The following is a 26,637-nucleotide window of genomic DNA, read 5'->3' as shown; positions in this document are numbered from 1 at the left end:
CGGCGTAAGCCAACTCAAGCTCGATGATCACCTTCGGATCGGCCCGTGATTTAAACTCGCGCTGCTCCGCGGGCTCGTGCTTCCGCACCCCAAAGCGCCAAACGAAGGGCAATAAGCTCCCCCTCAGCTAACGACCGTCGAGAGTCTTGATATCTTGATTGAAGTTCCGCACGAAGTATCAAGCGGTACCAGAAGTGAAAAGAATGCGGCGAACGCTTGGCCGAACGACGTCGCCGCCGTTAGAACTCAATTCCGAGGGCTGTGATGTCATATTGGCGAACCCACCAAGATTCCAGAAATTGTGCCATTCTTAGTGACTGGGGGAATGACTATGGATCGCGAGATTTTCTAGGAATGGAAGGTGCGAGGGACATCGACCAAAGCAAGCTGCGATTCCGCTTTGACAAACAGCGCCCCCTCCCAATCGGCGATTTCGCGCCTGCTAAGAGCGGTGTCTTTTTTGCAAAGCGCGGAATATTCGATCTGTTTGGGTCGATAATTTTACAGAGCCGCCACAAATTCTACACAGCAAAAACTGACAAATACGATCTGGAAATATATGTTCCGATGGAAGAGGTGGATGGCTTCGACTTTTTAAGGTCTAACTACGAAAAATACGACTATGATGGCGGCGACATATCTAGGATTTTTGATTTGAAATTGAAAGAAGGCTTTTCAACAAATCTCGATGTATTTAGAATAGGCGATCCATTTGTTGCCAGATTTGATATAATCGTCTCTGATAAGTTCAAAAATATATATGATTCCAGTAAACTAACAGGCCTCCGGTTCGTTGCGGCTTGATCTTAGATCGACGGTGTCACTTTTCTTTTGTTTTGATAAATCTGATTCAACTGCCGATAGTGATGCTGGTGAATCCGCGACTGATGGACGTCATCCAACAACGTTTTTCGCCGATCCCAAGATTATGATGGTCTTCTTGGATGGACATGTCCGGGCTGGCGAATGGTGCCGCTTGCGTGACTCGAACACGCGACCCCCGCATTACGAATGCGGTGCTCTACCAACTGAGCTAAAGCGGCCCGGGAGGCCGAGACCTCCAAGATGGGCTGGGTGATAGACTCAACCAGCGGCGAATTCAAGATAGGAGTTGGCAATTCGTATCGGCATCGCATTCTTCGTTAGAATGGGCGCCGTGCAGTCGGTCTTCTCGCCTTGCCAAGCCAAAGGCGGGCGCAATCGCGAATGCCGTGTCGCTGCTCCGATCGGTCGTATGCCCGAGAACGAGAAACCTGGCTGGGATACTCGATCGTCATCCAGCGCGGATCGGTGAAATTAGGCGACCGCCGCGTTGCCGCCGAAACGCGCGAAGCAGGAGCCTTGGCGCCGCCGAACGGCATAGGCGCCTCGTCGCCCACGGTCGGGCCGTTGATGTGGGGGATGCCGGGTTCGATTCGCGCCGCCACCACTTGTGGCCCTGCACCGCAAGGCGCCCCACCTCCGTGTCGGCGCGGTCCTTCCGAATCCAGATCAGCCCCGCTCAACCGCCCTGGCGTGCCGCTTCGCGAATGGTCTGCAGAAGAATGGAGAAGGCGGGCGAGGGGGCGACGTCCGTTCGCATCGTCAACCCGACCGGCCCTTTGGTCTCATCCGTGTTGACATCGAGGGCGACGAAGGCGCCGCTGCCGATCTCATTGGCGACGACGCCGGCGGAGATGATCCAGACGGCATCGCTTTGCCGCAGGAAGGCGCGGCCGAAGGAATCCGAGACCGTCTCGATCTCGGTTGCGGGCGCCGTCATGCCGTTGGTGATGAACAGGCGGTCGACGAAGGGACGGATCACCGAGTTCCGCGTCGGCATCAGCACCGGAAATTCGTCGAGCCGCGCGAACACGTCCTCACCCGGCTGCAGCAACGGGTGCCCCGACCGCACGACGAACAGCACCTGCTCGGAATAGAGGTGTTCGAAGAAGAAACCGGTCATGTTTTCCGGCGCGGCGAGCCGCCCGACGACGAGATCGAGCGCGCCGATGCGCAACTGTTCGAGCAGCACCGCGTTCTCGCCGGTGACGATCTTGATCGCAGTCCCCGTATTTTCCTTGAGGAACAGGCTCATCGCTCGCGGCATCACCCGAGCCGACACTGTCGGCAGCGCGCCAATGCGTATGGGATGGCGGTTGATGGCGCCGTCCTGCCGGACGGAATCGACCCCGCGCTTCAGCGCGCTGATCGCCGTGCCGGCATGGCCAAGGAAGATCTCACCCATGCGCGTCACCCGGATGCCCCGCCCGTCGCGCTCGACGACGGCGACGCCCAGCGCCTCTTCCAGTTCGCGCAAGGTCTTGGTCACCGCCGGCGGGCTGACATGCAGGAAATCCGCGGCCCGCGCCACGCTTCCCTGGCGCGCGACCTCCAGGAAGGCTTGCAGGTGCCGGAAACGGATACGGCTTTCGGACATGAATTGCCTAACCCCTGGGTTAATGAAACGCCGCGAAATATCATTTTACCGAACCAAAAGCCTAGTGCAATGTGGCGTTGGAGGATCGAAATCGTGCCATTCGTCAACATTGGCGGCATCACGCTGCACCATCGCCATATCGAGGCGAATGGTCATGCGCGCCCGATCGTGTTGATCAATTCGCTCGGCACCGACTTCCGGATCTGGGACGAGGTCGCGGCTGAGATGAGCGGCGAAATGCCCTTGCTTGTCTACGACAAGCGCGGCCATGGGCTCTCCGACATCGGCGGTGGCATCCGCTCCATTGACGACCATGTCGACGATCTGTCGGGACTCGTCGATCATTTCGGTTTCAGGAATGTCGTGCTGTGCGGCCTGTCGGTCGGCGGCCTGATCGCGCAAGGTCTGTATGCCCGGCGCCCCGACATCGTCGATGCCCTGATCCTGTGCGACACCGCCCACAAGATCGGCACGGCCGACAGCTGGAACGCGCGCATTGAAACGGTCGAGCGCGACGGCATCCAGGCTATCGCCGAAGGCGTGCTGAAGGTGTGGTTCACGCCGGCCTTCCATTCCCGGCGTTCGGCCGAGCTTGCCGGCTGTCGCAACATGCTGACCCGGCAGGCGCTCGCCGGTTATGTCGGCACTTGTGCGGCAGTTCGCGACGCCGATTTTACCGAGGTCGCACGCAGCATTGCCGTGCCTACGCTGTGCATCGTCGGCGATCAGGATGGTTCGACGCCGCCAGAGCTGGTCCGCTCGCTGGCGAACCTCATTCCCGCCGCGCGCTTCGAGATCATTCGCGACGCCGGCCATATTCCTTGCATCGAGCAACCGCACGTCATGGTTGCCCTGATCCGCGATTTCCTCGCGGCGCTTCCCTTTGGAACAAAAGCTCATGGATGAAGCGCCTCACAACGCAAGCCGATACCAGGCCGGGCTGGCGGTCCGGCGCTCCGTGCTGGGCGACACGCATGTCGACAGGGCGGAGGCGGTCGCCACGGATTTCGACCAGCCCTTCCAGCAATTGATCACCGAGGCCGCATGGGGCACGGTGTGGGCACGGCCGGGCCTTACGAAGCGCGAGCGTTCGATTGTTACCCTGGCGCTGCTGGCGGCACTTGGCCACGACGATGAGGTCGCCATGCACGTGCGCGCCACCGCCAACACCGGCGCCTCTCGCGACGATATCCGCGAGGCGTTCCTGCATGTCGCCATTTATGCCGGCGTGCCGGCAGCCAACCGCGCCTTCAAGATCGCCAGGGAGGTGTTTTCGGAAATGGACGGGGGCAAGGCTGATCATGTCGGCTGAGTCCGGTCCGAACCGAAAGCCGGAGACCGGCGCCTTTTTCCAGCGCGACCGTACGTGGCATCCGCCCGCGCTGACGCCGGACTACAAGAGTTCCGTGCTGCGCTCGCCGCGGAAGGCGTTGCTGTCATTCGACAACACGCTGTCGGAGATCACCGGCCCGGTTTTCGGTCACGCCATGCTTGGTGAACTGGACGACGACCTGATCCATAATTTCGCCAGGCCGGGCGAAAGCGCCATTGGCGAGCGCATCATCGTCTATGGGCGGGTGCTCGATGAGCGCGGCGTGGGAGTTCCCGGCGTGCTGCTCGAATTCTGGCAGGCCAATGCCGGAGGCCGCTACCGTCACAAGAGGGACGGTTATCTGGCGGCGCTCGACCCGAATTTCGGCGGCTGCGGCCGCACCATCACCGGCGAGGATGGCGGCTATGCTTTCCGGACGGTCAAGCCCGGTCCCTATCCTTGGCCGAACGGGCCCAATGACTGGCGCCCCGCGCATATCCACTTCTCGGTGTTCGGCCACGGCTTCGCCCAGCGGCTCATCACCCAGATGTATTTCGAGGGCGACCCGCTGATCTGGAAATGCCCCATCGTGCGCGGCATCGCCGACAAGGCGGCCATCGACGCGCTGACCGCCACCCTCGACACGCAGGCGACGATCCCGATGGATGCGCTGGCCTACAAGTTCGACATCGTGCTGCGCGGGCGCCGCTCGTCGCTGTTCGAAAACCGGCTGGAGGGCAACTGATGGCCCAATCCATTAGCCGGCTGAAGGAAAGCCCTTCGCAGACAGCGGGACCCTACGTTCATATCGGCCTGACACCCAATTTCTGCGGCATCGGTGGCGTCTATGCGAGCGACCTTGGCGCGACCATGGTCAACGACAAGACCAGGGGTGAGCGGATCAACCTGCACATCCGCGTGCTCGACGGCACCGGCACGCCGCTCAAGGACGCGCTGATCGAGCTCTGGCAGGCGGACAGCGAGGGACTCTATAACTCACCGGCCGAATTGCGCGGCACCGCCGATCCCAATTTCTTCGGCTGGGGCCGTTGCCCCACCGACATGGAAACCGGCCTTTGCGTCTTCGAGACCATCAAGCCCGGCCGCGTGCCTTTCCGCGATGGCCGCCTGATGGCGCCGCATGTCAGTCTCTGGATCGTGGCGCGCGGCATCAATATCGGCCTGCAGACGCGGCTGTATTTCTCCGACGAGGAACAGGCCAATGCGCAGGATCCGATCCTGGCGCGGATCGAACACCGCAACCGCGTGCCGACGCTGATCGCCGAGCGCAAGGGCGGCAGCTATGTCTTCGACGTCCATCTCCAGGGTGAAAAGGAGACGGTCTTCTTCGACAGCTGACCGCTCACGACATGACCGTATCGCCTTTCGACCACCCGCTGCTTTCCGGTCTCCTCGGCGACGAGGAAACGGCCAGGCATTTCTCGGTCGAGGCCGAAATTGCGGCTATGTTGGCCTTCGAGCGCGCGCTGGCTCAGGCCGAGGCCGAAAGCGGCGTCATCGCCGGCGATGCGGCGGACGCGATCGTGTCGGCGCTGACGTCGTTCCGGCCGGACACCGCCCTGCTTCGGGCCGGTGTCGCCAAGGACGGCGTGATCGTCCCCGAACTGGTGCGTCAGATCCGCGCCGCGGTCGGCGAACGGCATGGCGCTTCCGTTCATTTTGGCGCGACCAGCCAGGACGTGATCGACACGGCCTTGACGCTCCGGTTGAAGTCCGTGGTCGAGCACCTGTGGCTTCTGCTGACCGAAAACATCGTGCGGCTTACGGCGCTTGAAGAGCGCTTCGGAAGCAGGGGACTGGTCGGTATGACGCGGATGCAGCCGGCGATTCCCATTCGGGTCTCGGACCGCGTCAATGCGTGGCGAGCGCCATTGCAGCGGCATCGGGAAAGATTGGCGGAACAGTCCGCGCGGCTGCTCGTGGTACAGTTCGGCGGTGCCGCCGGCACGCTGGAAAAGCTGGGCGACAAGGGGTCGGCGGCGCGTGCCGCGCTTGCCTCCAGGCTCGGCCTTGGCGATGCGCCGCAATGGCAAAGCCAGCGCGACGTACTCGCCGACTTCGCCGGCTGGCTGTCTCTGGTGACCGGCAGCCTCGGCAAGTTCGGCCAGGACATTGCGCTGATGGCGCTGAGCGTCGTCGATATCAAGCTTTCGGGCGGTGGCGGTTCGTCGGCCATGCCCCACAAGCAGAATCCGGTGAAGGCCGAGGCCCTGGTGGCGCTTGCCCGTTTCAACGCCACGCAACTGTCCGGCATGCATCAGGCGCTGGTCCATGAGCAGGAACGGTCGGGCGCGGCGTGGACGCTCGAATGGCTGCTACTCCCGCAAATGGCCGTGGCGACGGCGGCTTCGCTGCGGCTGGCCGCCGAACTGGCGGGGCAGATCGAAAGCCTTGGGCGTTGATGCATGTCGCCCAAAAGTGCCATGGGATTTTGGAACAGCGATATGCATGAGAACAAACCTTGACCCGAACACAGGTCGTCATTGTCGGGTCCGGGCCATCGGGCCTTCTGCTCGGGCAACTCCTGGCGGCCACCGGCGTCGAGACGGTCATCCTCGAACGGTCGAGCCGCGAGCATGTGCTTGGCCGGGTGCGCGCGGGCGTACTCGAGCAAGGCACCGTCGAATTGCTGGAAGAGGCGGGTGCCGCGACTAGGCTGCATGCCGAGGGACTGCCGCATTCCGGCATCTCGCTTGCCTTCGATTTCCGCCTGCACCGTATCGACCTGGCGGGCCTGACCGGCGGCAAGCATGTGACTGTGTATGGCCAAACCGAAGTGACGCACGACTTGATGGATAAGCGCGATGCGGCAGGGCTGACCACGATCTACGAGGTGGAAAACGTCGCGCCCCATGGTTTCGATGGCGAGGCACCTTTCGCCACCTTCGAGAAGGACGGCATCACTCATCGCATCGATTGCGACTTCATCGCCGGCTGCGACGGCTATCATGGGGTCAGTCGCAAATCCGTGCCTGAAGGTGCGCTGAAAACCTTCGAGCGGCAGTACCCGTTCGGCTGGCTGGGCGTGCTGGCTGAAGTGCCGCCGGCCGACCATGAACTGGTCTACGCCAACCACAGCCGGGGCTTCGCCCTGTGTTCGATGCGCTCCACGCACCGCAGTCGCTATTATGTGCAATGCCCTCTCGACGACCGCGTCGAGGCCTGGTCTGACGACCGCTTCTGGGATGAATTGCGCCGCCGCTTGCCGGAGCGGATAGCGGCCAGTGTCGTCACCGGGCCTTCCTTCGAGAAATCGATCGCGCCACTGCGCTCATTCGTCGCCGAGCCGCTGCGTTTCGGCCGCCTCTTTCTGGTGGGCGACGCCGCCCATATCGTGCTGCCGACAGGGGCCAAGGGTCTCAACCTCGCTGCCAGCGATGTGCGCTATCTGTTTGCCGGCTTGCGAGACTTCTATGCCGACAAGTCCATGGCTGGTATCGACGCCTATTCGAGCAAGGCGCTGGCACGTGTCTGGAAGGCCGTGCGTTTCTCCTGGTGGATGACGACGATGCTGCACCGCTTTCCCGACACCGGCGATTTCGGCCAGCGTATCCAGGAAGCCGAACTCGACTATCTCGTGCATTCGCGAGCCGCATCGACCGCTCTCGCCGAGAACTATGTCGGTCTGCCCCACTGACGATCCGCGAAGCCGCCTACCGGCCGTCTCCTACCGGCCCAGAAGATTGTGTTCGACTGTCCTCAGGTGAGTGAGCATCGCCTTCTTCGCGCCCTCGGGATCGCGGTCGAACAGGCACTCCAGGATTGCCTGGTGCTCGCTGCAATAGATCTGGCGGCGCTCTTCCGAGAACGAGCGCTTCTTCATTTCGAACCAGGGCGACTGGTTGCGGATGGCGCGCATGAGATTGTGGATCTCTTTCAGGAAGTCATTGCGGCAGCAGGCGAACACCCGGTGATGGAATTCGGCGTCCCAATGCTCGAACTCCGGCATGTCCCGCGCATCCGATGCGGTCTGGTGCGCTTCGCGAACCGCGTTCAATTCCGCCGCGCTTGCGTTGGTCGCGGCAAAGGCCGCGGCAGCCGGCTCAAGCAGTTGGCGGATCTCCATCATGTCGGCCGGGCTCGTCCCCTCCATGCGGGTGACCATCGAGGTGATCGACGTCGGATTGGGCGCGGTCAGGAAAGTGCCGCGCCCGACATGACGTACGACGGTCCCGTCGTCCTCCAGGAAACCGACGGCACGACGCACGGTGTTGCGCGCCACGCCGAATTCGACCGCAAGGTCACGCTCCGGAGGCATGCGTCCCAGTTCAAGCCATTCGCCCGATGAAATACGCTTCCTGAGCATGGTGGCGATGTCGTTGGCGACGAGTTTGGGCATTCGTGGCTGACTTAATCTGATCCAATATTGAACCAAAAAATAGCAAAAGATTCCAGCCTGGTCCAGTGTTCAGATCGGTTATGCTTGGTGCATGGCTTTTTTGATGAACCAGAAAGCGAAAACCCTCTTGATGTCTGAACCAATGGGTTATAGCGTGTAATGAAAGGACCGGTTTTGGTTCAAAAAAGGTTCAGGGAGGAACTGGATGCGGGTCGCGACATTTTCGATCGCGGGTGAGCGCCGTGTGGGCATGGTCGATCTCGACGCCCAAACTGTCGCGCCCTTCGATGTTCCGGTCGAGCATGCCGAGGCAGGTATCCTTGCGTTGATCGAGCGCAACGGCGCGGGCGCTCCGCGTACCCTTTCGCCAATCCCTCTGTCCCGGGTCGAGATCGAGGCGCCGATCCCGCGGCCGCGCCGCAACATCTTCTGCGTCGGCAAGAATTATCACGAGCACGCGCATGAATTCGCCCGCAGCGGCTTCGATTCCAGCGCCGGCGCTGGCGCCGTGCCAAAGCACCCGATCATCTTTTCCAAGGTTCCTGAAACCGTCGTTGCCAACCATGCCAGCGTGCTGATCGACTCCTCCGTTTCAGCAGCCATCGACTACGAGGCCGAACTCGCTGTCATCATCGGCAAAGCCGGGCGCGGCATCTCGAAGGAAGATGCGCTCGATCATGTCTGGGGCTACACGATCGTCAATGACGTCACAGCCCGCGACCTTCAGGGCAAATATAGCCAGTGGCTGATCGGCAAATCGCAGGATACGTTCTGTCCGATGGGACCATGGGCGGTGACCCGGGATGAATTCGATCTCGAGACCGCCGGGATCCGGTGTTTCGTCAACGAGGACCTTCGCCAGGATTCCCGGATATCGCTGCTCATCTTCGATATACCGACCATCATCGCGACGCTGTCGCAGGGCATTACGCTGAAGCCCGGCGACATCATCGCCACCGGCACGCCGGCCGGTGTCGGCATCGGCTTCGATCCGCCCAGATATCTCAAGGCCGGCGACGTCGTTCGCGTTGAGATCGACGGCATCGGCACGCTGGAAAACAGGTTCGCGGAGCGCGTCCAATGACAACAGTCACTGTCGGCCCCATCGTCGCGGAAGTCACCGGCGAAGGCATGCCGGTGGTGATGATCCACGGTCTCGGCGGAACGTCGAACATGTTCCAGCCGCAGATGCCGGCGCTCGCCGGCTACCGGGTCTTGCGCATGGACCTGCCGGGTTCCGGCCGCTCGGCAAGGCCGATCGAGCCGTTGACCGTCGAGATCATGAGCGAAGCCGTCATTCGCGCCATGGGCGGCATGGGCGTGACCAGGGCGCATCTCGTCGGCCATTCGATGGGTACCATCATCTGCCAGCAGATAGCGGCGACGCAGCCCTCGCTGGTCGCCTCGCTGGCGCTGTTCGGCGCCTTGGCGGAGCCTGGAGAGGGGACGCGGCAAGGCCTCGCCAATCGGGCCCGGCTGGCGCGTTCGGGCGGCATAGCGGATATCGCCGACCAGATCGTCGCCAACGCGATTTCGGCGCACACCAGGGAAACCTCGCCCGCCGCTGTCGCCTTCGTGCGGGAATCGATCACGCGCCAGGACCCGGAATCCTACGCCCGTACCTGCGAGGCCCTGGCCAAGGCGACGGCCGTCGACACCAGACGGATTTCGGCGCCGACGCTGCTGGTCACCGGCGACGCCGACACGGTCAATCCGCCCGGCGTCGCCCAGGCGCTTGCCGACTGGATCAAGGGCGCCGTATTCTCGTCCCTGGATCGGTGCGGACATTGGGCTACGGTGGAGAGCCCGCGCGAAAGCAGCCAGAAGCTCGCCGATTTTTTGAGACGGGTTGATAGGTGAGGATTTTTGATCGAGCGTAGAACTACGCGCTCGGCAAGTTGGGAGGCTTGTTATGGCAGACGACAGCTGGAACGGAAACGGTTCGGGCAGCACGCTGTTCACCAATGTGCGGGTGCTCGACGCAACCGGTGAATATCCCTACACCGGCGAGGTGCTGGTTCAGGGCAATCGCATCAAGCAGATCACCAAGGGATCGTCGCGCTACGGCTCGTCTTCGTCCTACAGTGGTGGCGCCACGGTTATAGACGGCATGGGCGCGACGCTGATGCCCGGCATGATCGACGCGCATCTGCATCTGTCGTGGAACAACGCGCCGGGCATCGATCCCATCCAGATGATGGAAATCGAGGAGCACATGCTGGTCACCATGGAGATGGCCAAGCTGGTGCTCGACGCCGGCTTCACCGCTGGCCGGGGTGCCGCGGCCGCCAAGCCGCGCCTTGATGTCGTCGCCAAGAAGTTCATCAACCAGGGACGCTTCCCCGGGCCGCGCTATCTGGCGGCCGGTCCCGAGATCACCACCGTCGGCGGCCTGGGCGACTCTTCGCCCTCGCACATTCCCCACGAAGGCCTCAATCTCGGCATCGTCGTCTCCGGTCCCGAAGAGATCCGCCGCACGGTGCGCCAGCTGATCAAGTACGGCGTCGATTCCATCAAGCTCAATTTGTCGGGCGAGAGCATTACCGGAATGGGCGCCGAGGAGACGCCGATGTCGGAAGAGGAGGTCGCCATGGCCGCTTCCGAGGCGCGCTGCCGCAACAAGGTCCTGTCGGCGCATGCGCGCTCGTCCGGCTCGGTCAAGCAGTGCATTCGCCACGGCATCCAGAACATCTACCACGCGTCCTTCGCCGACGAGGAAGCGCTCGACATGCTCGAGGCGGTCAAGGACAAGCACTTCGTCGCGCCTGGCATCGCATGGCTCATCAACACCGCGCGCCATGCCGAGCAATGGGGCATCAAGCCCGGTTCGCCGCTGTCGCTCGAATATGAGCGCGAACTCGAAATGTGCATCGACACGATGAAGAAGATGCACCGGCGCGGCATCCGCGTGTGCATCGGCGGCGACTATGGCTTTGCCTGGACGCCGCAAGGCACCAACGCCAAGGACATCCAGACCTTCGTCGAGATGCTCGGCTTCTCGCCGATGGAAGCGATCCAGGCCGGCACCAAATATGGCGGCCAGATCATGAACATGGGCGACGAGCTCGGCCTGATCAAGGAAGGTTACCTCGCCGACATGCTGTTGATCGACGGCGACCCGATCGCCGACGTGCGCATCCTGCAGGACAAGAACCGCATCCTCGCCATCATGAAGGACGGCAAGTTCCACAAGGCGCCGCGCATCAACGAACAGCGCCGCCGGCTGACCGCATGAGCGTTCTCGACCGGCCATCTTCGTCCGGTATTTCGGGCGGCGGCATGACGGGCCGGCAGGCATGGGGCCTCTTCTGGCTCCTTGTCGCCGCCCTCATTGCATGGCTGGTCTTTGCCGTCTGGCCGGATTGGCTTAACGCCATCCTGATCTCCAAGAAGGCCTTCGTCAGCGCGATCCTCAACGGCATCACGCTGGCGGGCCTGTATTTCCTGGTCGCCAGCGGCTTCACGCTGATCTTCGGCCTGATGCGCAACGTCAATCTCGCGCATGGTTCGCTTTATCTGCTTGGCGCCTATATAGGCTACGAGGTCACCAGCCGCACGGGCTACTGGCTGCTCGGCGTTTCCGCCGGCTTCGTTGTGCTCGCCCTTGTCGGCGTCGTCATGCAGGTCTTCGTCTTCCGCCGCCTGGAAGGCGACGACCTTCGCCAGACCCTGGTCAGCATCGGCATCTCCATCGTCGCCGCCGACCTGATGCTGGCGGTGTGGGCCGGCGGTACCTACCAGATATCAACGCCCGAATGGCTCGATGGCGCACTGACCTTGCCGGTGATCACGGCGGTGCGGTCGAACGGCGCTTCGGTCTTCCTCACCTATCCGCTCTACCGCGTCGTCGTGCTGGCGGCCGCGATCGTCATCGGCATCGGCCTGTGGCTGATGCTGAACAAGACGCGTGTCGGCATGATGATCCGCGCCGGGGTCGATGACCGCGCCATGCTGTCGGCTTCGGGCGTCAACGTGCATGCGGTGTTCGCCATCGTCTTTGCGGTTGGCGCCGGGCTTGCCGGCTTCGCCGGCGTCGTCGGCGGCTCCGCGCTCTCCGTCGCGCCGGGCGAGGACGTCCGATACCTGCTGGCGTCGCTGGTCGTGGTCATCGTCGGCGGCATGGGCTCGATCACCGGCGCCGCCATCGGCGCCTTGCTCATCGGGCTCGCCGAACAAATCGGCCTCGTCTACTTCCCTACCTATGGCATCGTGCTCACCTTCGTCATCATGGTGGTGACGCTGGCAGTCAGGCCACAAGGCATCATGGGGAAAGCCCGATGAGCCTGACGATCTCGGTAGGCGCGGTCCCTCGAAAGAACTGGCTGGAGAAGCTTGGCGCGGGCCACATCATCCTCGCGGTCGTGCTGGTGCTCTATCCGTTGGTGGCGTCGGATTTCTTCCTGACCCAGATCGGCGGCTATTCACTGATCTTCGGCATGCTGGGTCTGTCGCTGATGCTGCTCGCGGGCTATGGCGGCATGGTCAGCCTGGCGCAGATCACCGTTGCCGGCATCGCCGCCTACGCCATTGCCATCCTTGGCAACAACAATTCGAACATTTTGGGTTTCGGCTGGCCGTGGTGGCTGGCCGTGCCGTTCGCGGTTCTCGTGGCGGCACTGGCGTCGGCGCTGATCGGCTGGATCTCGGTGCGCACCGAAGGCATCTACACCATCATGATCACGCTGGCGATTGCCACCGCGACCTACTATTTCGCGCAGCAGAACTACGCCATCTTCAACGGCCATTCCGGCTATGCGGGCATTCGCGCGCCGGCGTTCTGGGGCGTCAACTGGCGCGATCCCCGGCCATTCTACTATCTCTGCCTTGGTCTGGCTGTGCTGTCCTACGCGGCCGTGCTCTACGGGTCGCGCTCCACCTTCGGCATGACCCTGCAGGCGATCCGCGACAACCCGCGCCGGATGCGCGCGCTGGGCTACCACGTCACCGCCCACAAGGTCTTCGCCTGGCTGCTGGCGGGCGTCATTGCAGGCTTGGCGGGGGTGCTGCTGGTCTGGTTCAATGGCCGCGTCTCGCCCGGCACCATCGGCGTCGATGCCGCCATCGACGTGCTGATCATCGCCGTCATCGGCGGCCTGCGCCATCCGATCGGGCCGTTTCTCGGCGCGGTCGTCGTCGTCCTGATGCAGACCTTCGCCATCGACATCGTCGGCGCCGAGCGTTTCAACACGCTGATCGGCATGGTGTTCCTGGTGATCGTCTTCGTCTCACCGGATGGAATCCTGGGGTTGTGGGGGAGGATCAAACCACGGCTTGCACAGGAGTCCCTGCGTTCCGGCCCCTAGCGGCCGAAACGGAATCAACTGCTGCGAAATGAAATCAACGGGAGGAAAATCATGAGGATGCATAGACGTACAGTGCTGGCCCTGGCTGTGTTCACCGGGCTGACCGCGCCGTCGATGGCGCTGGCCGCCGACGACACGATCAAGATCGGCCTTCTTGCCACTTTCGAGGGACCGTTCACGGTGCTCGGCGAGGACGGCGAGCGCGGCGCCATGACGGCGGTCGCCGAAATGAACGGCACGGTCGCCGGCAAGAAGATCGAGATCGTCAAGGGTTCGTCCGACGCCTCGCCCGACAGCGCGGTGCGCGCGGCGCGCAAGCTGGTCGAGCAGGATGGCGTCAAGGTGCTGGTCGGTCCGCTCTCTGGCGACGAAGGCATCGCGGTCAAGGACTATGCCAAGACGCAGCCGAACGTCACCTTCATCAACGGCACGTCGGCCGCGCAGGACACGACGCTGCGCGACCCGGCCCCGAACTTCTTCCGCTTCTCGACCGACGGCGCGCAGTGGATGGCGGGCCTCGGCACCTATGCCTTCAAGGACAAGGGCTACAAGAAGGTCGCCACCGTCGCCGAGGATTATTCCTTCCCCTACACGCAGGTGTTCGGCTTCATGGCCGAGTTTTGCAAGGCCGGCGGACATGTGCCGTCGAAGTCCTGGGTGCCGATCGGCAACAAGGATTTCTCCTCGGTCATCGCCGCCATTCCGGAAGGCGTGGATGCGATCTATGTCGCGCTTGGCGGCGCCGATGCCGTCAACTTCCTGACCCAGTACCAGCAAAGCGGCGGTACCGCGCCGCTGATCGGCGGCTCGATCACCGTCGACCAGACGGTGCTGACCTCGAAAGGCAAGCTGCGCGACGTGCTCAAGGGCACGCCCTCGGCTGGCCCCACCGCCGACACCAACGACGCTCCGGCATGGAAGACGTTTGTCGAGGCCTATAAGAAGCAGCCGGGCGCCTTTCCCTCGCCCTCGCTCTTCGCCCACGGCTACTATGTCGACATGAAGGCGACGCTGCTCGGCCTCGACAAGGTTGGGGGCGATGTCTCCGACGGCGGCGTGAAGCTGCGCGATGCGCTGTCGAAGCTCTCCTTCGACACGCCGACCGGCAAGGTGTCGCTGGACAAGAACCGCAACGCCATCGCCGACATCTTCCTGACCGAGGTCACCGAGGGGCCGGACGGCAATCTCATGAACAAGCTGGTCAAGGTCGTGCCGCAGGTCAACCAGACGCTCGGCATTCCCGAGGACGAGTTCATGAAGCTCGGCGCGGTCAACCGCGACAATCCGAGCTGCCCGTAACAACTGACCTGAAAGCGTAGCCGCCAGTGACCGAAAGCCTCGCGACCAACCGTCTTCAAAGCACCGGCGCCTATGCGCTGGAGCTCGATGGTGTTGCGCGGCATTTCGGGGCGCTGGTGGCGCTCTCCGGCATCAACATGAGGATCGCGGCCGGCGAGCGGCGCGCGGTCCTCGGCTCCAACGGCGCCGGCAAGACCACGCTGTTCAACGCCGTCACCGGCGACTTCCTGCCGACGGCCGGGCGCATCCGCTTCTTTGGCGAGGACATCACCGATCTGCCGCCGCATGAGCGCATCCGGCGCGGCCTGCGGCGCACCTACCAGATATCGCAATTGTTCAAGGGCCTGTCCGTCCTCGATTCCATCTTCCTCGCCTGTCGCGGCGTCTCGCGCCGGCGCTTCTCGCTGCTGCGCCCAAGGACCACCGACGTGAACATGGTGCAGGCGGAATCGATCCTGAACGCCGTGCATCTCGAAGCCTATCGCGACACGCTGGTGGCGACGCTGAGCCATGGCCAGCAGCGGCAGCTGGAGATCGCGCTGGCGCTCGCCGGCGCGCCGCGTTTCATCCTGTTCGACGAGCCTGCGGCCGGCCTGTCACCCACCGAGCGGCGCGACCTCGTTGCGATCCTCAACGGCCTGCCGAGGCATATCGGCTATGTCATCATCGAGCACGACCTCGACGTGGCCCTGCGGGTCTCGGAATATGTCTCGATGATGCACAATGGCCGCCTGTTCAAGGAAGGCACCCCGCGGGAGATCGAGGCGGATCCCGAGGTCCAGGAAATCTACCTTGGAGGCAAGCATGGCTGAGCGCCCCGCACCTTCAGGCAAGGCGGTCCTCAGAATAGAGGACCTCCAGGTCTATTACGGGGAAAGCCATGCGCTGCAGGGCGTGTCGCTGACACTGGAAAGCGGCGTGCTGTCGGTCGTCGGCCGCAACGGCATGGGCAAGACGACGCTGTGCAACACCATCACGGGGTTGAAGCGCGCGCAATCGGGATCGATCCGGGTCAACGGCCGCGAAATCTCATCGCTCGAGCCGCATGAAATACACCGCCTAGGCGTCGGCTATGTGCCGCAGGGCCGCCGCGTCTGGCCGAGCCTGACGGTCGACGAGCATCTGCGTCTGGCTGCCGGCAACCGGCGTGATGCAAGCTGGACGGTCGAGCGCATCTACCAGACCTTTCCGCGCCTCGCCGAGCGCCGGAGCAATGGCGGCTCGCAGCTGTCGGGCGGCGAGCAGCAGATGCTGGCGATTTCGCGCGCGCTGCTGAGCGATCCGAAACTGCTGGTGATGGACGAGCCGACGGAGGGGCTTGCCCCCATCATCGTCGAGCAGGTCGAGCGCATGCTGGTGACGCTGGCCGAGGAAGGCGAGATGGCGATCCTCGTCATCGAGCAGAACATCGGCGTCGCGACAGCCGTGTCCGATCGCGTCGCGATCATGGTCAACGGGCGCATCAACCGCATCATGGAAGCCTCGGCGCTTGCCGCCGACCGCGAACTGCAGCAGCGCCTGCTCGGTGTCGGCCGCCATTCCGACGAGCCCGCCGTGACCCCCGCGGCCGCTGCCCAGGCGCAAGAGCAACTGGCCGAGGTCTATCGCATCGATCGTGGGGCGTCCCAAGGCGGCGTCCCGCAAGACGGCATCTACCGTCCGGTAACGGAGCTGCCGAACCGCTGGAACGTGCCGGTCGCGGCCATGCGCCAGGCGGCGGTCGAAAAGACAACACCTCGGGACGACCTGAAAAAGGTCTTCGCCATTCCCTTTGCCGAGCGCATCGGCCGCACCGTGCTCGTCGCCGGCACCTTCGACACCAAGGGCAAGGAATTGCGCTTCGTCGCCGATCGGCTGAAGTCGCTGGGCATTCCGGTCCGCACGGTCGACCTGTCCACGTCAGGAAAGCCGTCCAGCGCCGACGTGCCAGCCATGCAGGTGGCCAGCATGCACGCGCGCGGCGCCTCCGCCGTCATGTCCGGCGATCGCGGCGGCTCGGTGGCGGCGATGGCCGAGGCCTTCGCGCGCTGGATCGAACGCGAGCCGCGCATCGGCGGCGTGATCTCGGCCGGCGGCTCCGGCGGGACGACGTTGGCGACGGCCGGCATGCGCGTCCTGCCCGTAGGCATCCCCAAGCTGATGGTCTCGACCGTGGCAGCCGGCGATGTCGCCCAATATGTCGGCGGCGCCGACATCATGATGTTCCATTCTGTCGCCGATGTTCAGGGCCTGAACTCGATCACCGAAGCCGTGCTCGGCAACGCCGCCCATGCGATGGCCGGCATGATCGCGCAATTGCCGACCGGCGAGGCCTGGGAGGCAAAGCGCAGGCTGGCGCGCCCGGCCGTCGGCATCACCATGTTCGGCGTCACCACGCCGGCGGTGCAGGCGGTCACGAAGCGGCTTGAAGCGGATTACGATTGCCTCGTTTTCCACGCCACCGGCATTGGCGGACGTGCGATGGAGAATCTTGCGGACTCGCGGCTGCTCTCCGCCTTCCTTGACCTCACCACCACCGAGGTGGCCGACATGATCGTTGGCGGCGTCTTCCCGGCGACCGACGACCGTTTCGGCGCGGCGATTCGTACGGGCCTGCCCTATGTCGGCTCGACCGGTGCGCTCGACATGGTCAACTTCGGCCCTCGCGAGACCGTGCCGGAAAAGTTCCGCGGCCGCAAATTCGTTGTCCACAATCCGAACGTCACGTTGATGCGCACCACCCGCGACGAGAACCGCGCCTTCGGCGAATGGATCGGTGGACGCCTCAATGCGATGAACGGCCCGGTCCGCTTTCTTTTGCCGGAAGGCGGTGTGTCCATGCTCGACGCGCCCGGCCAGCCGTTCCACGATCCGGAGGCCGACAACGCGCTGTTCGAGGCGATCGAGAAGACCGTGCGCCCGACATCGCAACGTGTCGTCCAGCGCGTCCGCGCGAACATCAACGACATGCCTTTCGTCGATGCGGTGATCAACGCGTTCCACGCCATCACGCCGAAGCTGCAGAGGCGCGCATGATGGCGTTGAGCGAACGGATTTATGAATTTGATGCCGGTCGCCTCTGGCTGACCGCATCCTGTCTGGGAGGGTAGAAAAATGGACGCGCAGATTTTTGGCGCTTTCCTGTTGTGGCTGATCATCGCCGCGGTCGTCGTTGTCATCGCGGTCTACATCCTGCGATGGCTCTACCGTCGCTCGACCAAGGAGACGGCGTTCGTGCGCACCGGCTTCATGGGCGAGAAGGTGGTGGTGAACGGCGGCGCCTTCGTCATCCCGGTGCTGCACGAGATCACGCCTGTCAACATGAACGTGCTGCGTATCGAGGTGCGCCGCGAGGATGGTCTGGCGCTGATCACCCGGAACCGCATGCGCGTCGATCTGATCGCCGAGTTCTTCGTGCGTGTCGGCGCAAGCCGCGAGCTGGTTGCCGCCGCCGCCCAGACGCTTGGCCGCCGTACGCTGCAGCCCGATAGCCTTCGCGAACTGCTGGAAGGCAAGTTCGCCGGCGCGCTTCGTACCGTTGCCGCCCAGATGACGCTGGAGGAAATGCACGAACTGCGCGGCGACTATGCCGCAAAGGTGCGCAGACTGGCCGAGGAATCGCTAGCCGCCAACGGGCTCGAACTGGAAAGCGTCGCCATCGTCGATCTCGACCAGACCAGCCTGGAGTACTTCGATCCGTCGAATGCCTTCGACGCCGAGGGCCTGACGCAGCTGACCGAATCCATCGAGACGCGCCGCCGCATGCGCAACGAGATCGAGCAGCGCACGCTGGTTGATATCCGCAACCAGAATCTCGATACCCAGCGCAAGGTGCTGGAGATCGACCGCGACAGCGAATATGCGCGCCTCGAACAGGAGCGCGAGGTCGAGATACGCCGCGCCGCCCAGCGCTCGGAACTCGCCATAGAACGTGCGTTGCGCGACCAGGAATCTGAGCAGGCACAGCTCTCGTCACGCGAAGCCGTCGAGAAATCGCGCCTCAACCAGGAGCGCAACATCACCGAGGAGCGCATCCGGAGCGAGGAAGATACACAGCGCCGCGAGATCGCGCGCCGCCGTTCGCTCGACGAAACCGAGATGAAGATGCGCGAACTGACCGAGCGCGAGCAGATCGCGCTCGAATTGTCGCTGGAAAAGGCCCGCATCGAGCGCGAGGGCGCGCAGAGCCAGCTTGAGATAGAACGCAGGAAATTGCTCGAGGTCGCCGAACTGGAACGCCAGATCGCACTGGCCGAAAAGGCGCTGGAGGTGACGAAGGCCGAGGCGGAAAAGCGCCGCGCCGAGATCGTCGAGAACCAGGCGACGGAGACCGCGCGGATCGCGCAGGATCGCGCCATCGATGAGGTCAGGATCGCGCGCGAGCGCCATCTCGAGGCACTGCAGATCGCCAAGCGCCAGGCCTTCGAGGAGGCCGAGATCTCGGCCGGCGAAGAGGTCGAACGCGCCCGCATCACCACCGAGCGCGGCATCGAGGAAGCGCGGCTGATCAAGGACCGCGACATCAGGCAGCTTGGCGTCGACCGCGACCAGAAGATCGAGATCGCCGAGATCCAGAAGGCCATCGACATCGCCAAGAAGACGCAGGAGCGTTCCTCGGCGATCGCGGCTTCGGAAGCCGTCCGCGCCAAGGCTGTGCAGGCCGAGGAACAGGCCTTCACGGTTCGCGAACGCGAGATCGCCGAACGCCGCAAGCTGACGGATCTGATTGGTGCTGCCCGTGAAGCCGAGCGCGAGGCGCTGCGCATCACATCCGCGGCGGACGCCGAGATGAAGGCGGCGAAAAGCCTCGCCGAAGCGCGGAAGATCGCGGCCGTTGCCTCGGCCGAGTCGGAGAAGATCCATGCCCTGGCCGCTGCCCAGCGCTACGAGGTCGACGCCGCCGGCCATCGCCAGCTCAACGAGGCCGAGAACCTGCTTTCCAACGAGGCGCGGGCAGGGCGCCTGCGTGGCAAGCTGCTCGACCACATGGAGGGCATCATCCGCGAAAGCGTCAAGCCGATGGAGAAGATCGAGGGCATCAAGATCCTGCATGTCGATGGCATCAATGGCGGCCAAGGCGGCAACCGCAACGTCACCGACGAGGTGATCGACTCGGCGCTGCGCTACCGGGTGCAGGCGCCGATGATCGACAATTTGATGAAGGAGATCGGCATCGAAGGCGGTTCGCTCGGCCGCATGACCGACGTGCTGCGCGACGCCAAGGATATTTCCAGCCTGACCCGCGACAAGAAGGGCAAGGGCAAGACCGCCAAGGACGACGATGACGACCGCGATCACTGACGGGAACGTCTGCGCTGCCCCTCACCTGCCTGCCGGCATCCTCTCCCCGTATAGGGACGGGGAGAGGGACGCTGTCGTTGATGGTTTCGCAAATCACCAGCGTTGCAAGTTTGGCGCCGAGGTTGCTTGCGGGTCCTTTCTCCTCGTCACTATACGGGGAGAAATGTCCGGCAGGACAATGAGGGGCGGCGCCGATGTCGACAGGGATGGCACACCCAGGCACGGCCTCCGTCGTTCCATCCTCGGCTTCCAAGCATGACCAGGGTCTATATCTCCTCCGTCATTCCCGCGCCCGCTGCCGAAGTGTGGAAGATCGTGCGCAATTTCAACGGCCTTCCCAATTGGACGCCGTTCGTGGCCGAGAGCCGGATCGAGCAGAACGCGCCGGCCGACCAGATCGGCTGCATCCGCAGTTTCACGCTGAAGGGCGGCGGCCGCATCCGTGAAAAACTGTTGGCGCTGTCCGACTATGACCTGTCCTGCAGCTACGCGATCCTTGAAAGCCCGATGGGCGTGGAGAATTATGTCTCCACGCTGTCGCTGACGCCGATCACCGACGGCAACGCGACATTCGCCGAATGGCGGGCCGAGTTCGATTGCGCCCCCGAACGCGAGGCCGCCCTCATGCAGCAGATCGGCACCGGCGTGTTCCAGGCGGCGTTCACCGCGCTCAAGCAACGTTTCAGGGGCTGATGGTCAAGGTTCGTCAGAGCACCATCATCGATGCACCGATCGACGCCGTCTGGGCTATCCTGCGCGATTTCAACAGCCATGAGCGCTGGCACCCGGCAATTGCGTTCAGCCAGATCGAGGGCGGCGATCCCGTCGATGCGGTCGGAGCGGTCCGCCATTTCCGGCTTGCCGATGGCGGTGAACTGCGCGAGCAACTGCTGGCGCTGTCGGACAAGGACCGGCGGCTGAGCTATTGCTTGCTCGAAGCGCCCTTGCCGCTGATGGGCTATGTCGCGTCGGTCAGGCTGAAGCCGGTGACCGACGGCGACGCCACATTCTGGGAATGGTCGTCGGAATTCCAGCCGCCCGCGCACCGTCGCGACGAACTGGTCAAGCTGGTCACAGAAGGAATCTATCAAGCGGGTTTCAAGGCTGTTCGCCGGTTGCTGAAGGGCAGGGCTACTGCGTCGCCCGTCGAGGCAAGGCCGCTAACGATTGTCGCGCCGACACCATCGGCAAGCACGCCGCGCGCGGTGTCACCGATCGCGCCCCACCACGCTGAACGGACCAAAGCGGTGCTCGTGGAGCGCCATGGCGGGCCGGAAGTGCTCCAATTCACGGACATCGTATTGCCTCCGCCGGCGCCCAACGAAGTGCGGATCCGCCATACTGTGATCGGGGTCAATTTCATCGACGTCTATTGCCGCACCGGCTACTTCGATCTCCTGCAGCCGCCGGGCGTACTCGGCATGGAAGCGGCCGGGGTCATCGAAGCCGCCGGACCCGAGGTTTTGGGCTTTTCGGTCGGTGACCGCATCGCTTATGCCTGTCCACCGGTCGGCGCCTATGCCGAGCGGCGCAACATGGCGCCCGAACTGCTGGTTCATCTCTTCGACGATGTTTCGGATGAAATTGCCGCCGCCGGCCTCCTCAAGGGCGTCACCGCCAGTTTCCTGCTTCATGATGTCCATGCGGTACGCCCCGGTTCCGTAGTGCTCATCCATGCCGCGGCCGGCGGCGTCGGTCAGTTGCTGGTGCAATGGGCGCGCCATCTCGGCGCGACGGTCATCGCCACCGTATCCAGCGACGATAAGGCGCGCATTGTCGAGAGGTTGGGCGCACACCACGTCATCGTCTATTCGCGCGACAATTTCGCCGAAGCGGTCATGCGGCTAACAGCCGGCAAAGGCGCCGATGTCGCCTATGACGCGGTGGGCAACGATACGTTTGGCGGCTCGCTGGCGGCACTCGGTGTCCGGGGCCACCTCGTCAGCTTCGGCCAGGCTTCCGGCCCCGTTGGCAACTGGGATATCGGCCGCTTCTCGTCGAAATCGATCACAATCTCCCGGCCGAACTACGCCCATTACACGAACACGCCGGAGAAGCTCTCGCCGCACGTCAACCGCTTTTTCGCGGCATTGCGGCAAGGCGTGGTCAGCATCGAACCGCCGACACGATATCCGCTTTCAAACGCTGCCGCCGCGCATCGCGATCTCGAAGCTCGGCGCACCACCGGAGCCTTGGTGCTGACGGTTTGAGGCGCGGCCTGGCTTTCGCGACCGGCGCTTGGACAGTCGGCCAGTTGGTGAACAGTGGAAAGCCGATCGCGCCGGCATGTGCGCCGGCGTCGGATAGGCTATTGTGGCCCATTCTTTCCATGCAGTCAGGATATCCAGATGGCAAATCCGCCGCGTCGTCCCACCAATCCGATGGCTGCCGCCGAGGCCGCCTTCAAGCCGGTCAAGAAGCCGGCGCCGGCGCCGGTTCGCGAGGCATCGGCAGCTCCGAATGTCAGGGAACTGGTTTCGATCCGGATCGACCGGTCGGTGCTGGACTATTTCCAGGAAGACGGGCCGGGCTGGCAGGATCGCATCAACGATGCATTGCGGCAGCTCGTTTCGGGAAAGCCCGCAGGGACCAGCGACGGCGATTGAGATACGGGCGCGCGGGGGCCGCGACCGCGATATCGGCGGACTGGCCTGGTTTTGTTGGCGGAAAACCTTGGAAATTGCCTTTGAATTCATCGACAAGGCAGAATGCTGCCGCTCGGCCGTTGATTGATTGGTCGGCTGCCGCTAACGATCATGTGATGTAAGCGAACGTGCAGAGGGAATTCGCTTGGACGCGATCGAAACAGCGATCCGCAACGCCCTGGAAAAGGGCAATGCCGACGACCGGGCGTTTCGCGAAAAGGTCTATCGCTCGGCCTTCGCCGCGCTTGACCGCGCGCTTCAGGCCAATCCGAACGTAACGGTGGAAGTCGCCATCAAGCGCCGCAAGGCGGTACAGGCCAAGATCGCCGAAATCGAATCCGAGTACATTCCGGCTGTTTCCGATGGGGAGCAAGCGCAGGGCAACGCGCCGGCGATCGAGCTTTCGGGCAACGGACAAGCCGCGCCGGTGCCATCGATCGCCGTCGGCCCGGCTGCCGATGCGCCGCATTCGCGCGTCGTGCCCGTCGTCCCCGACATCATGCCCGACGCCGTCGTGCCCGGCTCGCCCGCCGATATGTCAGCTTCGGCAGGACCCGCGGCCGAGGTGGCGCCTGACCGGGACGAGCGGCGGATAAGAGGACGTCGCTTGCCGCTGACCGCCATCTTCTTGGGCGTGACGCTGCTCGCCGCTGTCGGCATCGGCCTGTTCTTCGCCATGCAGACCGGCGTCTTCAAGACGGCGGCCCAGCTCGACACGGCTCCGCCCGAAGCGCCCCCGACCGTGAACGACGACGACTTCACGCCGCCGGCCGGCAGCGGCTCACCGCAAAAGCCGGGTACCGCTGACCAGTCGCGCGACTGGATCAACGTGTTTTCGCCGAGCGATGCATCGCATGTCAGCGCGCCGTCCGACGCCAAGGCCGACGTGATGAAGGACGATACGGGTTCGTTCCTGAGGATACGTTCGGGCACGTCCGGATCAGCCATAAGCTTCGACGTCGGGCAGGGCATATTGGAGAAGCTCGCCGGCAAGCACGCCGTGTTCGACATCATCGCTCGCTCCGAGGAAGGCAAGGAGACGCAGATTTCCGTCGACTGCAATTTTGGGGAACTCGGTGATTGTGGCCGCAAGCGCTATGCGATCGGCCAGCAGCGCAACGAATATCTGTTCGACGTGCCGTTTGCCGACAAGCATCCCGGCGCCGCCGGTACCATCGCCATCAATTCAGACTTCGACAAGCAGGGCAAGGCGGTCGACATCTACGAGATCCGCGTCTCGATCGCGCAGTAAGTTCCGCGCATATGCGGAGGTCGCAAGCTAGCGATCGAGCAGCGCCCGCAGCGTTTCGATGCGGTCGGCCTCGGCGCTCGGCTTGTCCCAGCGCAGCCGCGAAATGCGTGGAAAGCGCATGGCAACCCCGGATTTGTGCCGTGTCGAGCGGTTCAGGCCTTCAAATGCCACTTCCAGCACCAAGCCGTTCTTGCGGTCGGCCCGTACCGAGCGGACTGGCCCAAAGCGCTCGATCGTATTGTCACGGACATATTTGTCGATCTGCTTCAGCTCCTCGTCGGTGAAGCCGAAATAGGCCTTGCCGACCGGCACCAGTTCTTCGGAACCTTCCGGGCCGGACCAGACGCCGAACGTGTAGTCCGAGTAGAAGCTTGAGCGCTTGCCGTGGCCGCGCTGGGCATACATCAGCACCGCGTCGACGGTGTGCGGATCGCGCTTCCATTTGAACCAAGGCCCCTTGGGCCGGCCGGCGAGATAGGGCGAATCCCACCGCTTCAGCATGACGCCTTCGATGATCGGATGCGGCGGGGCCCGGCGCAGTTCCTCCAGCATGTGCCAGTCGTCGAAGGCAACGAAAGGCGACAGGTCGAAACGGCTCGGGTCCAGCGTTTTCACGAAGCTTTCGAGACGGTCGCGCCGCTCGCGGAAGGGCAGGGCACGCAGATCCTTGCCGTCGAGCTGCAACAGATCGTAGCAGCGCATGAAAGCCGGATATTGCTGCTGCATCTTAGGTGTCACGCTCTTGCGGTTCAGTCGCTGCTGCAGGTCCGAGAACGTGCCCGTCGCTTCACGGGGATCGCCAACCAGAAGTTCGCCGTCGAGCGTGGCGTGGAAAGTCATGGCCTCGGCGAGGTCGGGGAAAGCGCCAGAGACATCATCACCAGTGCGCGAATAGAGCCGCCGGATGCCGCCTTCCGAAACTGCCTGCACCCGGATGCCGTCCCACTTCCACTCCGCCGCATAGTCGGCGGGATCGAGCTTTTCGAGATCGCCGTCGCCGACAGGGTTGGACAGCATCACCGGACTGAACAGGGCGAGCGCGGTCCTCTCTGGCTTCTGCGCCTTGCCTTCCAGCCAGGCGAAAAGCTCGGTATAGGGTGGCGTCAGCCCGTGCCAGAGTTCCTCGATCTCGGCGACGTCGACCTGGCCGAAATCCGCCAGCGCCTGTTTCGCCAGCCGCGCCGAGACGCCGATGCGCAGACCGCCGGTGACCAGCTTTATGATGGCGAAGCGGGCCGAGATGCCGGCGCTGTCGAGCAGCCGGGCCAGAACCTTCGGCCCGTCGGAGCGGCTGGCCGCCTGCAGCTTGCCGACCACCTCGCCAAGTGTCGGCACGCGGTTGGGGATGGCCTCCGGCGCCTGGGGCCAGACCAGCGAGACCGTTTCGGCGAGGTCGCCGACATAATCGTAGGAATAGCCGAACAGCACCGGGTCCATTCGCTCGGCGACGAGGGACCTCAGCATGGCGGGCTTGACCGCGGCGATGTTGAGGTCGCCGGTGATCGCGGCCAGCGCCAGTCCGCGATCGGGATCCTCGACGGTGCGGAAATAGTCGGTCAGCAGCGTCAGCTTGCCGTTGCGAGACGGCGTCAGCACGAGGCGGTCGAGAAGCTCGGCGAAGCGGTTCATGAGGATATGGACCGCGATCGTGGGTCAAAGAGCGCCATCAATCGCCCTCGTCCTCATACCCCACCAGATGCAGCGGCCGCGCGGCGATGCCCTCGAGTTCGCACCAGCGCACCAGTGCTTCCTCGCGGCCATGCGTGACCCAGACTTCCTCCGCGCCCGTCTCCTTGATGGTCGCCGTCAGTTCATCCCAGTCGGAATGGTCGGATATGATCAGGGGAAGCTCGACGCCGCCTTGCTTGGCGCGTTGCCGGATACGCATCCAGCCCGATGCGAAGCACGAGATTGGATCGGGAAAGCGTCGCGCCCAGCGGTCGGCGAAGGCCGATGGCGGTCCGACGACGATGGCGCCGGCGAAGTCCCCCTTGCCGCCGGTCTCGATGGTTGCCGGCTCCAGTGTGCCAAGGTCTATGCCCTGGCTCCGGTAATAGTCGCTGAGCTTCGCCAAGGCGCCGTGGATGTAGATCGGCCTGTCGTAAGCGGCATCGCGCAACAGCCGCATCACGCGTTGTGCCTTGCCCAACGCATAGGCGCCGACAAGATGCGCGCGTTCGGGAAATTGCAGCGTTGATTTCAGAAGTCGTGCGATTTCCTCCGTGTCGGGCGGGTGGCGGAACACCGGCAGGCCGAAGGTCGCCTCGGTGATGAACACGTCGCAGGGAACCGGCTCGAACGGCAGGCATGTGGCGTCCTTCCGGCGCTTGTAGTCGCCAGACGCCACGATGCGCATCCCTTGGTGCTCAACCGCGATCTGTGCCGACCCCAGCACATGGCCGGCGGGATGGAAAGTGACGCTGACGTCGTTCAGCGCGATCGTCTCGCCCAGGGTGGCCGCCTGCCTCGCGCCGGCAAAATCCTCGCCGTAGCGCAGTGCCATGATGTCCAGGGTCTGCCGCGTCGCCAGTACGGACCGATGCCCGGAGCGGGCATGGTCGGAATGGCCGTGCGTGATCAGCGCGCGGTCAACCGGCCGCACCGGGTCGATGAAGAAATCGCCGGGCGGGCAATAGAGGCCCTCCGGCCGGGGATGAAGCAGGTCACTGGCGCGCATGTCTGCAACATAGGCATGAATTGCGTCACGGGAAGCCTGTTGTAAGTCACTGCTGACTCCAGCATACACACGGTCCCGGCTACTACTTCC

General features: G+C 63.7%; 24 protein-coding genes and 1 tRNA gene. 20 read left to right on the top strand and 5 right to left on the bottom strand.

Annotation, left to right across the window (positions count from 1 at the left end):
* Positions 1 to 354: 354 nt before the first annotated feature.
* Complete coding sequence (locus ACO07C_RS13530; RefSeq protein WP_421914661.1) at positions 355 to 804, top strand: hypothetical protein; 450 nt, start codon at positions 355 to 357, stop codon at positions 802 to 804.
* Between the two features lie 163 nt (positions 805 to 967).
* On the opposite strand, the gene ACO07C_RS13525 is transcribed toward ACO07C_RS13530, so the two are convergent.
* Positions 968 to 1,043 (bottom strand) — tRNA-Thr (locus ACO07C_RS13525).
* Positions 1,044 to 1,501: 458 nt separating this feature from the next.
* Entirely contained in the window at positions 1,502 to 2,419 is a 918-nt protein-coding gene (gene pcaQ / locus ACO07C_RS13520; protein WP_421914660.1) for a pca operon transcription factor PcaQ, read from the bottom strand.
* Between the two features lie 93 nt (positions 2,420 to 2,512).
* Between pcaQ and pcaD the strand changes: the two genes are divergently transcribed.
* The 6 genes from pcaD to pobA are packed head-to-tail and all read left to right on the top strand — an operon-like array spanning position 2,513 to position 7,389.
* Positions 2,513 to 3,325 carry a 3-oxoadipate enol-lactonase gene (gene pcaD, locus ACO07C_RS13515; RefSeq protein ID WP_421914659.1) on the top strand — a complete coding sequence of 271 codons (813 nt, stop codon included), beginning with the start codon at positions 2,513 to 2,515 and terminating at the stop codon, positions 3,323 to 3,325.
* Complete coding sequence (gene pcaC / locus ACO07C_RS13510) at positions 3,318 to 3,731, top strand: 4-carboxymuconolactone decarboxylase (RefSeq protein ID WP_421914658.1); 414 nt, start codon at positions 3,318 to 3,320, stop codon at positions 3,729 to 3,731. The genes pcaD and pcaC overlap by 8 nt, the downstream gene beginning before the upstream one ends.
* Positions 3,721 to 4,476 (top strand): protocatechuate 3,4-dioxygenase subunit beta, encoded by a 756-nt coding sequence (pcaH, locus tag ACO07C_RS13505; protein ID WP_421914657.1) that lies wholly within the window; start codon positions 3,721 to 3,723, stop codon positions 4,474 to 4,476. Before pcaC ends, pcaH begins: the two co-directional genes overlap by 11 nt.
* Positions 4,476 to 5,090, top strand: coding sequence for a protocatechuate 3,4-dioxygenase subunit alpha (pcaG, locus tag ACO07C_RS13500; RefSeq protein WP_421914656.1), 615 nt, complete (start codon positions 4,476 to 4,478; stop codon positions 5,088 to 5,090). The genes pcaH and pcaG overlap by 1 nt, the downstream gene beginning before the upstream one ends.
* Positions 5,091 to 5,101: 11 nt before the next feature.
* On the top strand, positions 5,102 to 6,154 hold the full coding sequence (locus tag ACO07C_RS13495) for a 3-carboxy-cis,cis-muconate cycloisomerase (RefSeq protein ID WP_421914655.1): 1,053 nt from the start codon (positions 5,102 to 5,104) through the stop codon (positions 6,152 to 6,154).
* 59 nt (positions 6,155 to 6,213) lie between these two features.
* On the top strand, positions 6,214 to 7,389 hold the full coding sequence (pobA, locus tag ACO07C_RS13490) for a 4-hydroxybenzoate 3-monooxygenase (RefSeq protein ID WP_421914654.1): 1,176 nt from the start codon (positions 6,214 to 6,216) through the stop codon (positions 7,387 to 7,389).
* 30 nt (positions 7,390 to 7,419) lie between these two features.
* On the opposite strand, the gene ACO07C_RS13485 is transcribed toward pobA, so the two are convergent.
* Positions 7,420 to 8,091 carry a FadR/GntR family transcriptional regulator gene (locus ACO07C_RS13485; protein ID WP_421914653.1) on the bottom strand — a complete coding sequence of 224 codons (672 nt, stop codon included), beginning with the start codon at positions 8,089 to 8,091 and terminating at the stop codon, positions 7,420 to 7,422.
* A 205-nt stretch (positions 8,092 to 8,296) separates the two neighbouring features.
* On the opposite strand from ACO07C_RS13485, the gene ACO07C_RS13480 reads away from it, so the two are divergent.
* The 13 genes from ACO07C_RS13480 to ACO07C_RS13420 all read left to right on the top strand — a co-directional run bounded on the left by ACO07C_RS13480 (position 8,297) and on the right by ACO07C_RS13420 (position 23,870).
* The gene (locus ACO07C_RS13480; protein ID WP_421914652.1) at positions 8,297 to 9,175 is read left to right on the top strand and encodes a fumarylacetoacetate hydrolase family protein; all 879 of its coding nucleotides are present in this window, start codon (positions 8,297 to 8,299) and stop codon (positions 9,173 to 9,175) included.
* Positions 9,172 to 9,951 (top strand): alpha/beta fold hydrolase, encoded by a 780-nt coding sequence (locus ACO07C_RS13475; RefSeq protein WP_421914651.1) that lies wholly within the window; start codon positions 9,172 to 9,174, stop codon positions 9,949 to 9,951. Before ACO07C_RS13480 ends, ACO07C_RS13475 begins: the two co-directional genes overlap by 4 nt.
* Before the next feature lie 52 nt (positions 9,952 to 10,003).
* Positions 10,004 to 11,326, top strand: a complete 1,323-nt coding sequence (locus tag ACO07C_RS13470; protein ID WP_421914650.1) for an amidohydrolase family protein — start codon at positions 10,004 to 10,006, stop codon at positions 11,324 to 11,326.
* Positions 11,327 to 11,370: 44 nt separating this feature from the next.
* Complete coding sequence (locus ACO07C_RS13465; RefSeq protein WP_421917520.1) at positions 11,371 to 12,372, top strand: branched-chain amino acid ABC transporter permease; 1,002 nt, start codon at positions 11,371 to 11,373, stop codon at positions 12,370 to 12,372.
* On the top strand, positions 12,369 to 13,394 hold the full coding sequence (locus ACO07C_RS13460) for a branched-chain amino acid ABC transporter permease (RefSeq protein WP_421914649.1): 1,026 nt from the start codon (positions 12,369 to 12,371) through the stop codon (positions 13,392 to 13,394). Before ACO07C_RS13465 ends, ACO07C_RS13460 begins: the two co-directional genes overlap by 4 nt.
* A gap of 51 nt (positions 13,395 to 13,445) precedes the next feature.
* A complete protein-coding gene (locus ACO07C_RS13455) occupies positions 13,446 to 14,693 on the top strand; it encodes an ABC transporter substrate-binding protein (RefSeq protein ID WP_421914648.1) in 1,248 nt (415 codons plus the stop codon).
* A gap of 26 nt (positions 14,694 to 14,719) precedes the next feature.
* Positions 14,720 to 15,505: an ABC transporter ATP-binding protein gene (locus ACO07C_RS13450; RefSeq protein WP_421914647.1), complete on the top strand. Its 786-nt coding sequence runs from the start codon at positions 14,720 to 14,722 to the stop codon at positions 15,503 to 15,505.
* Positions 15,498 to 17,708, top strand: coding sequence for an ABC transporter permease (locus ACO07C_RS13445; RefSeq protein WP_421914646.1), 2,211 nt, complete (start codon positions 15,498 to 15,500; stop codon positions 17,706 to 17,708). The genes ACO07C_RS13450 and ACO07C_RS13445 overlap by 8 nt, the downstream gene beginning before the upstream one ends.
* Before the next feature lie 78 nt (positions 17,709 to 17,786).
* On the top strand, positions 17,787 to 19,973 hold the full coding sequence (locus ACO07C_RS13440; protein ID WP_421914645.1) for a flotillin domain-containing protein: 2,187 nt from the start codon (positions 17,787 to 17,789) through the stop codon (positions 19,971 to 19,973).
* A gap of 255 nt (positions 19,974 to 20,228) precedes the next feature.
* Complete coding sequence (locus ACO07C_RS13435) at positions 20,229 to 20,666, top strand: SRPBCC family protein (protein ID WP_421914644.1); 438 nt, start codon at positions 20,229 to 20,231, stop codon at positions 20,664 to 20,666.
* Complete coding sequence (locus ACO07C_RS13430) at positions 20,666 to 22,183, top strand: SRPBCC family protein (RefSeq protein ID WP_421914643.1); 1,518 nt, start codon at positions 20,666 to 20,668, stop codon at positions 22,181 to 22,183. The genes ACO07C_RS13435 and ACO07C_RS13430 overlap by 1 nt, the downstream gene beginning before the upstream one ends.
* A gap of 138 nt (positions 22,184 to 22,321) precedes the next feature.
* Entirely contained in the window at positions 22,322 to 22,579 is a 258-nt protein-coding gene (locus ACO07C_RS13425) for a BrnA antitoxin family protein (RefSeq protein ID WP_421914642.1), read from the top strand.
* 184 nt (positions 22,580 to 22,763) lie between these two features.
* The gene (locus ACO07C_RS13420; protein WP_421914641.1) at positions 22,764 to 23,870 is read left to right on the top strand and encodes a hypothetical protein; all 1,107 of its coding nucleotides are present in this window, start codon (positions 22,764 to 22,766) and stop codon (positions 23,868 to 23,870) included.
* A 27-nt stretch (positions 23,871 to 23,897) separates the two neighbouring features.
* Here the strand turns inward: ACO07C_RS13420 and ACO07C_RS13415 are convergent, their stop codons facing one another.
* A complete protein-coding gene (locus tag ACO07C_RS13415; RefSeq protein ID WP_421914640.1) occupies positions 23,898 to 25,499 on the bottom strand; it encodes a cisplatin damage response ATP-dependent DNA ligase in 1,602 nt (533 codons plus the stop codon).
* Positions 25,500 to 25,536: 37 nt separating this feature from the next.
* A complete protein-coding gene (locus ACO07C_RS13410; protein WP_421914639.1) occupies positions 25,537 to 26,547 on the bottom strand; it encodes a ligase-associated DNA damage response exonuclease in 1,011 nt (336 codons plus the stop codon).
* Between the last annotated feature and the right edge of the window lie 90 nt (positions 26,548 to 26,637).

The organism is Mesorhizobium sp. (assembly GCF_965229135.1).
In the GTDB taxonomy this organism is placed as follows: domain Bacteria; phylum Pseudomonadota; class Alphaproteobacteria; order Rhizobiales; family Rhizobiaceae; genus Mesorhizobium.
Note: the sequence above shows the minus strand (reverse complement) of the source record. Positions and strands in the feature narration are given on the sequence as shown.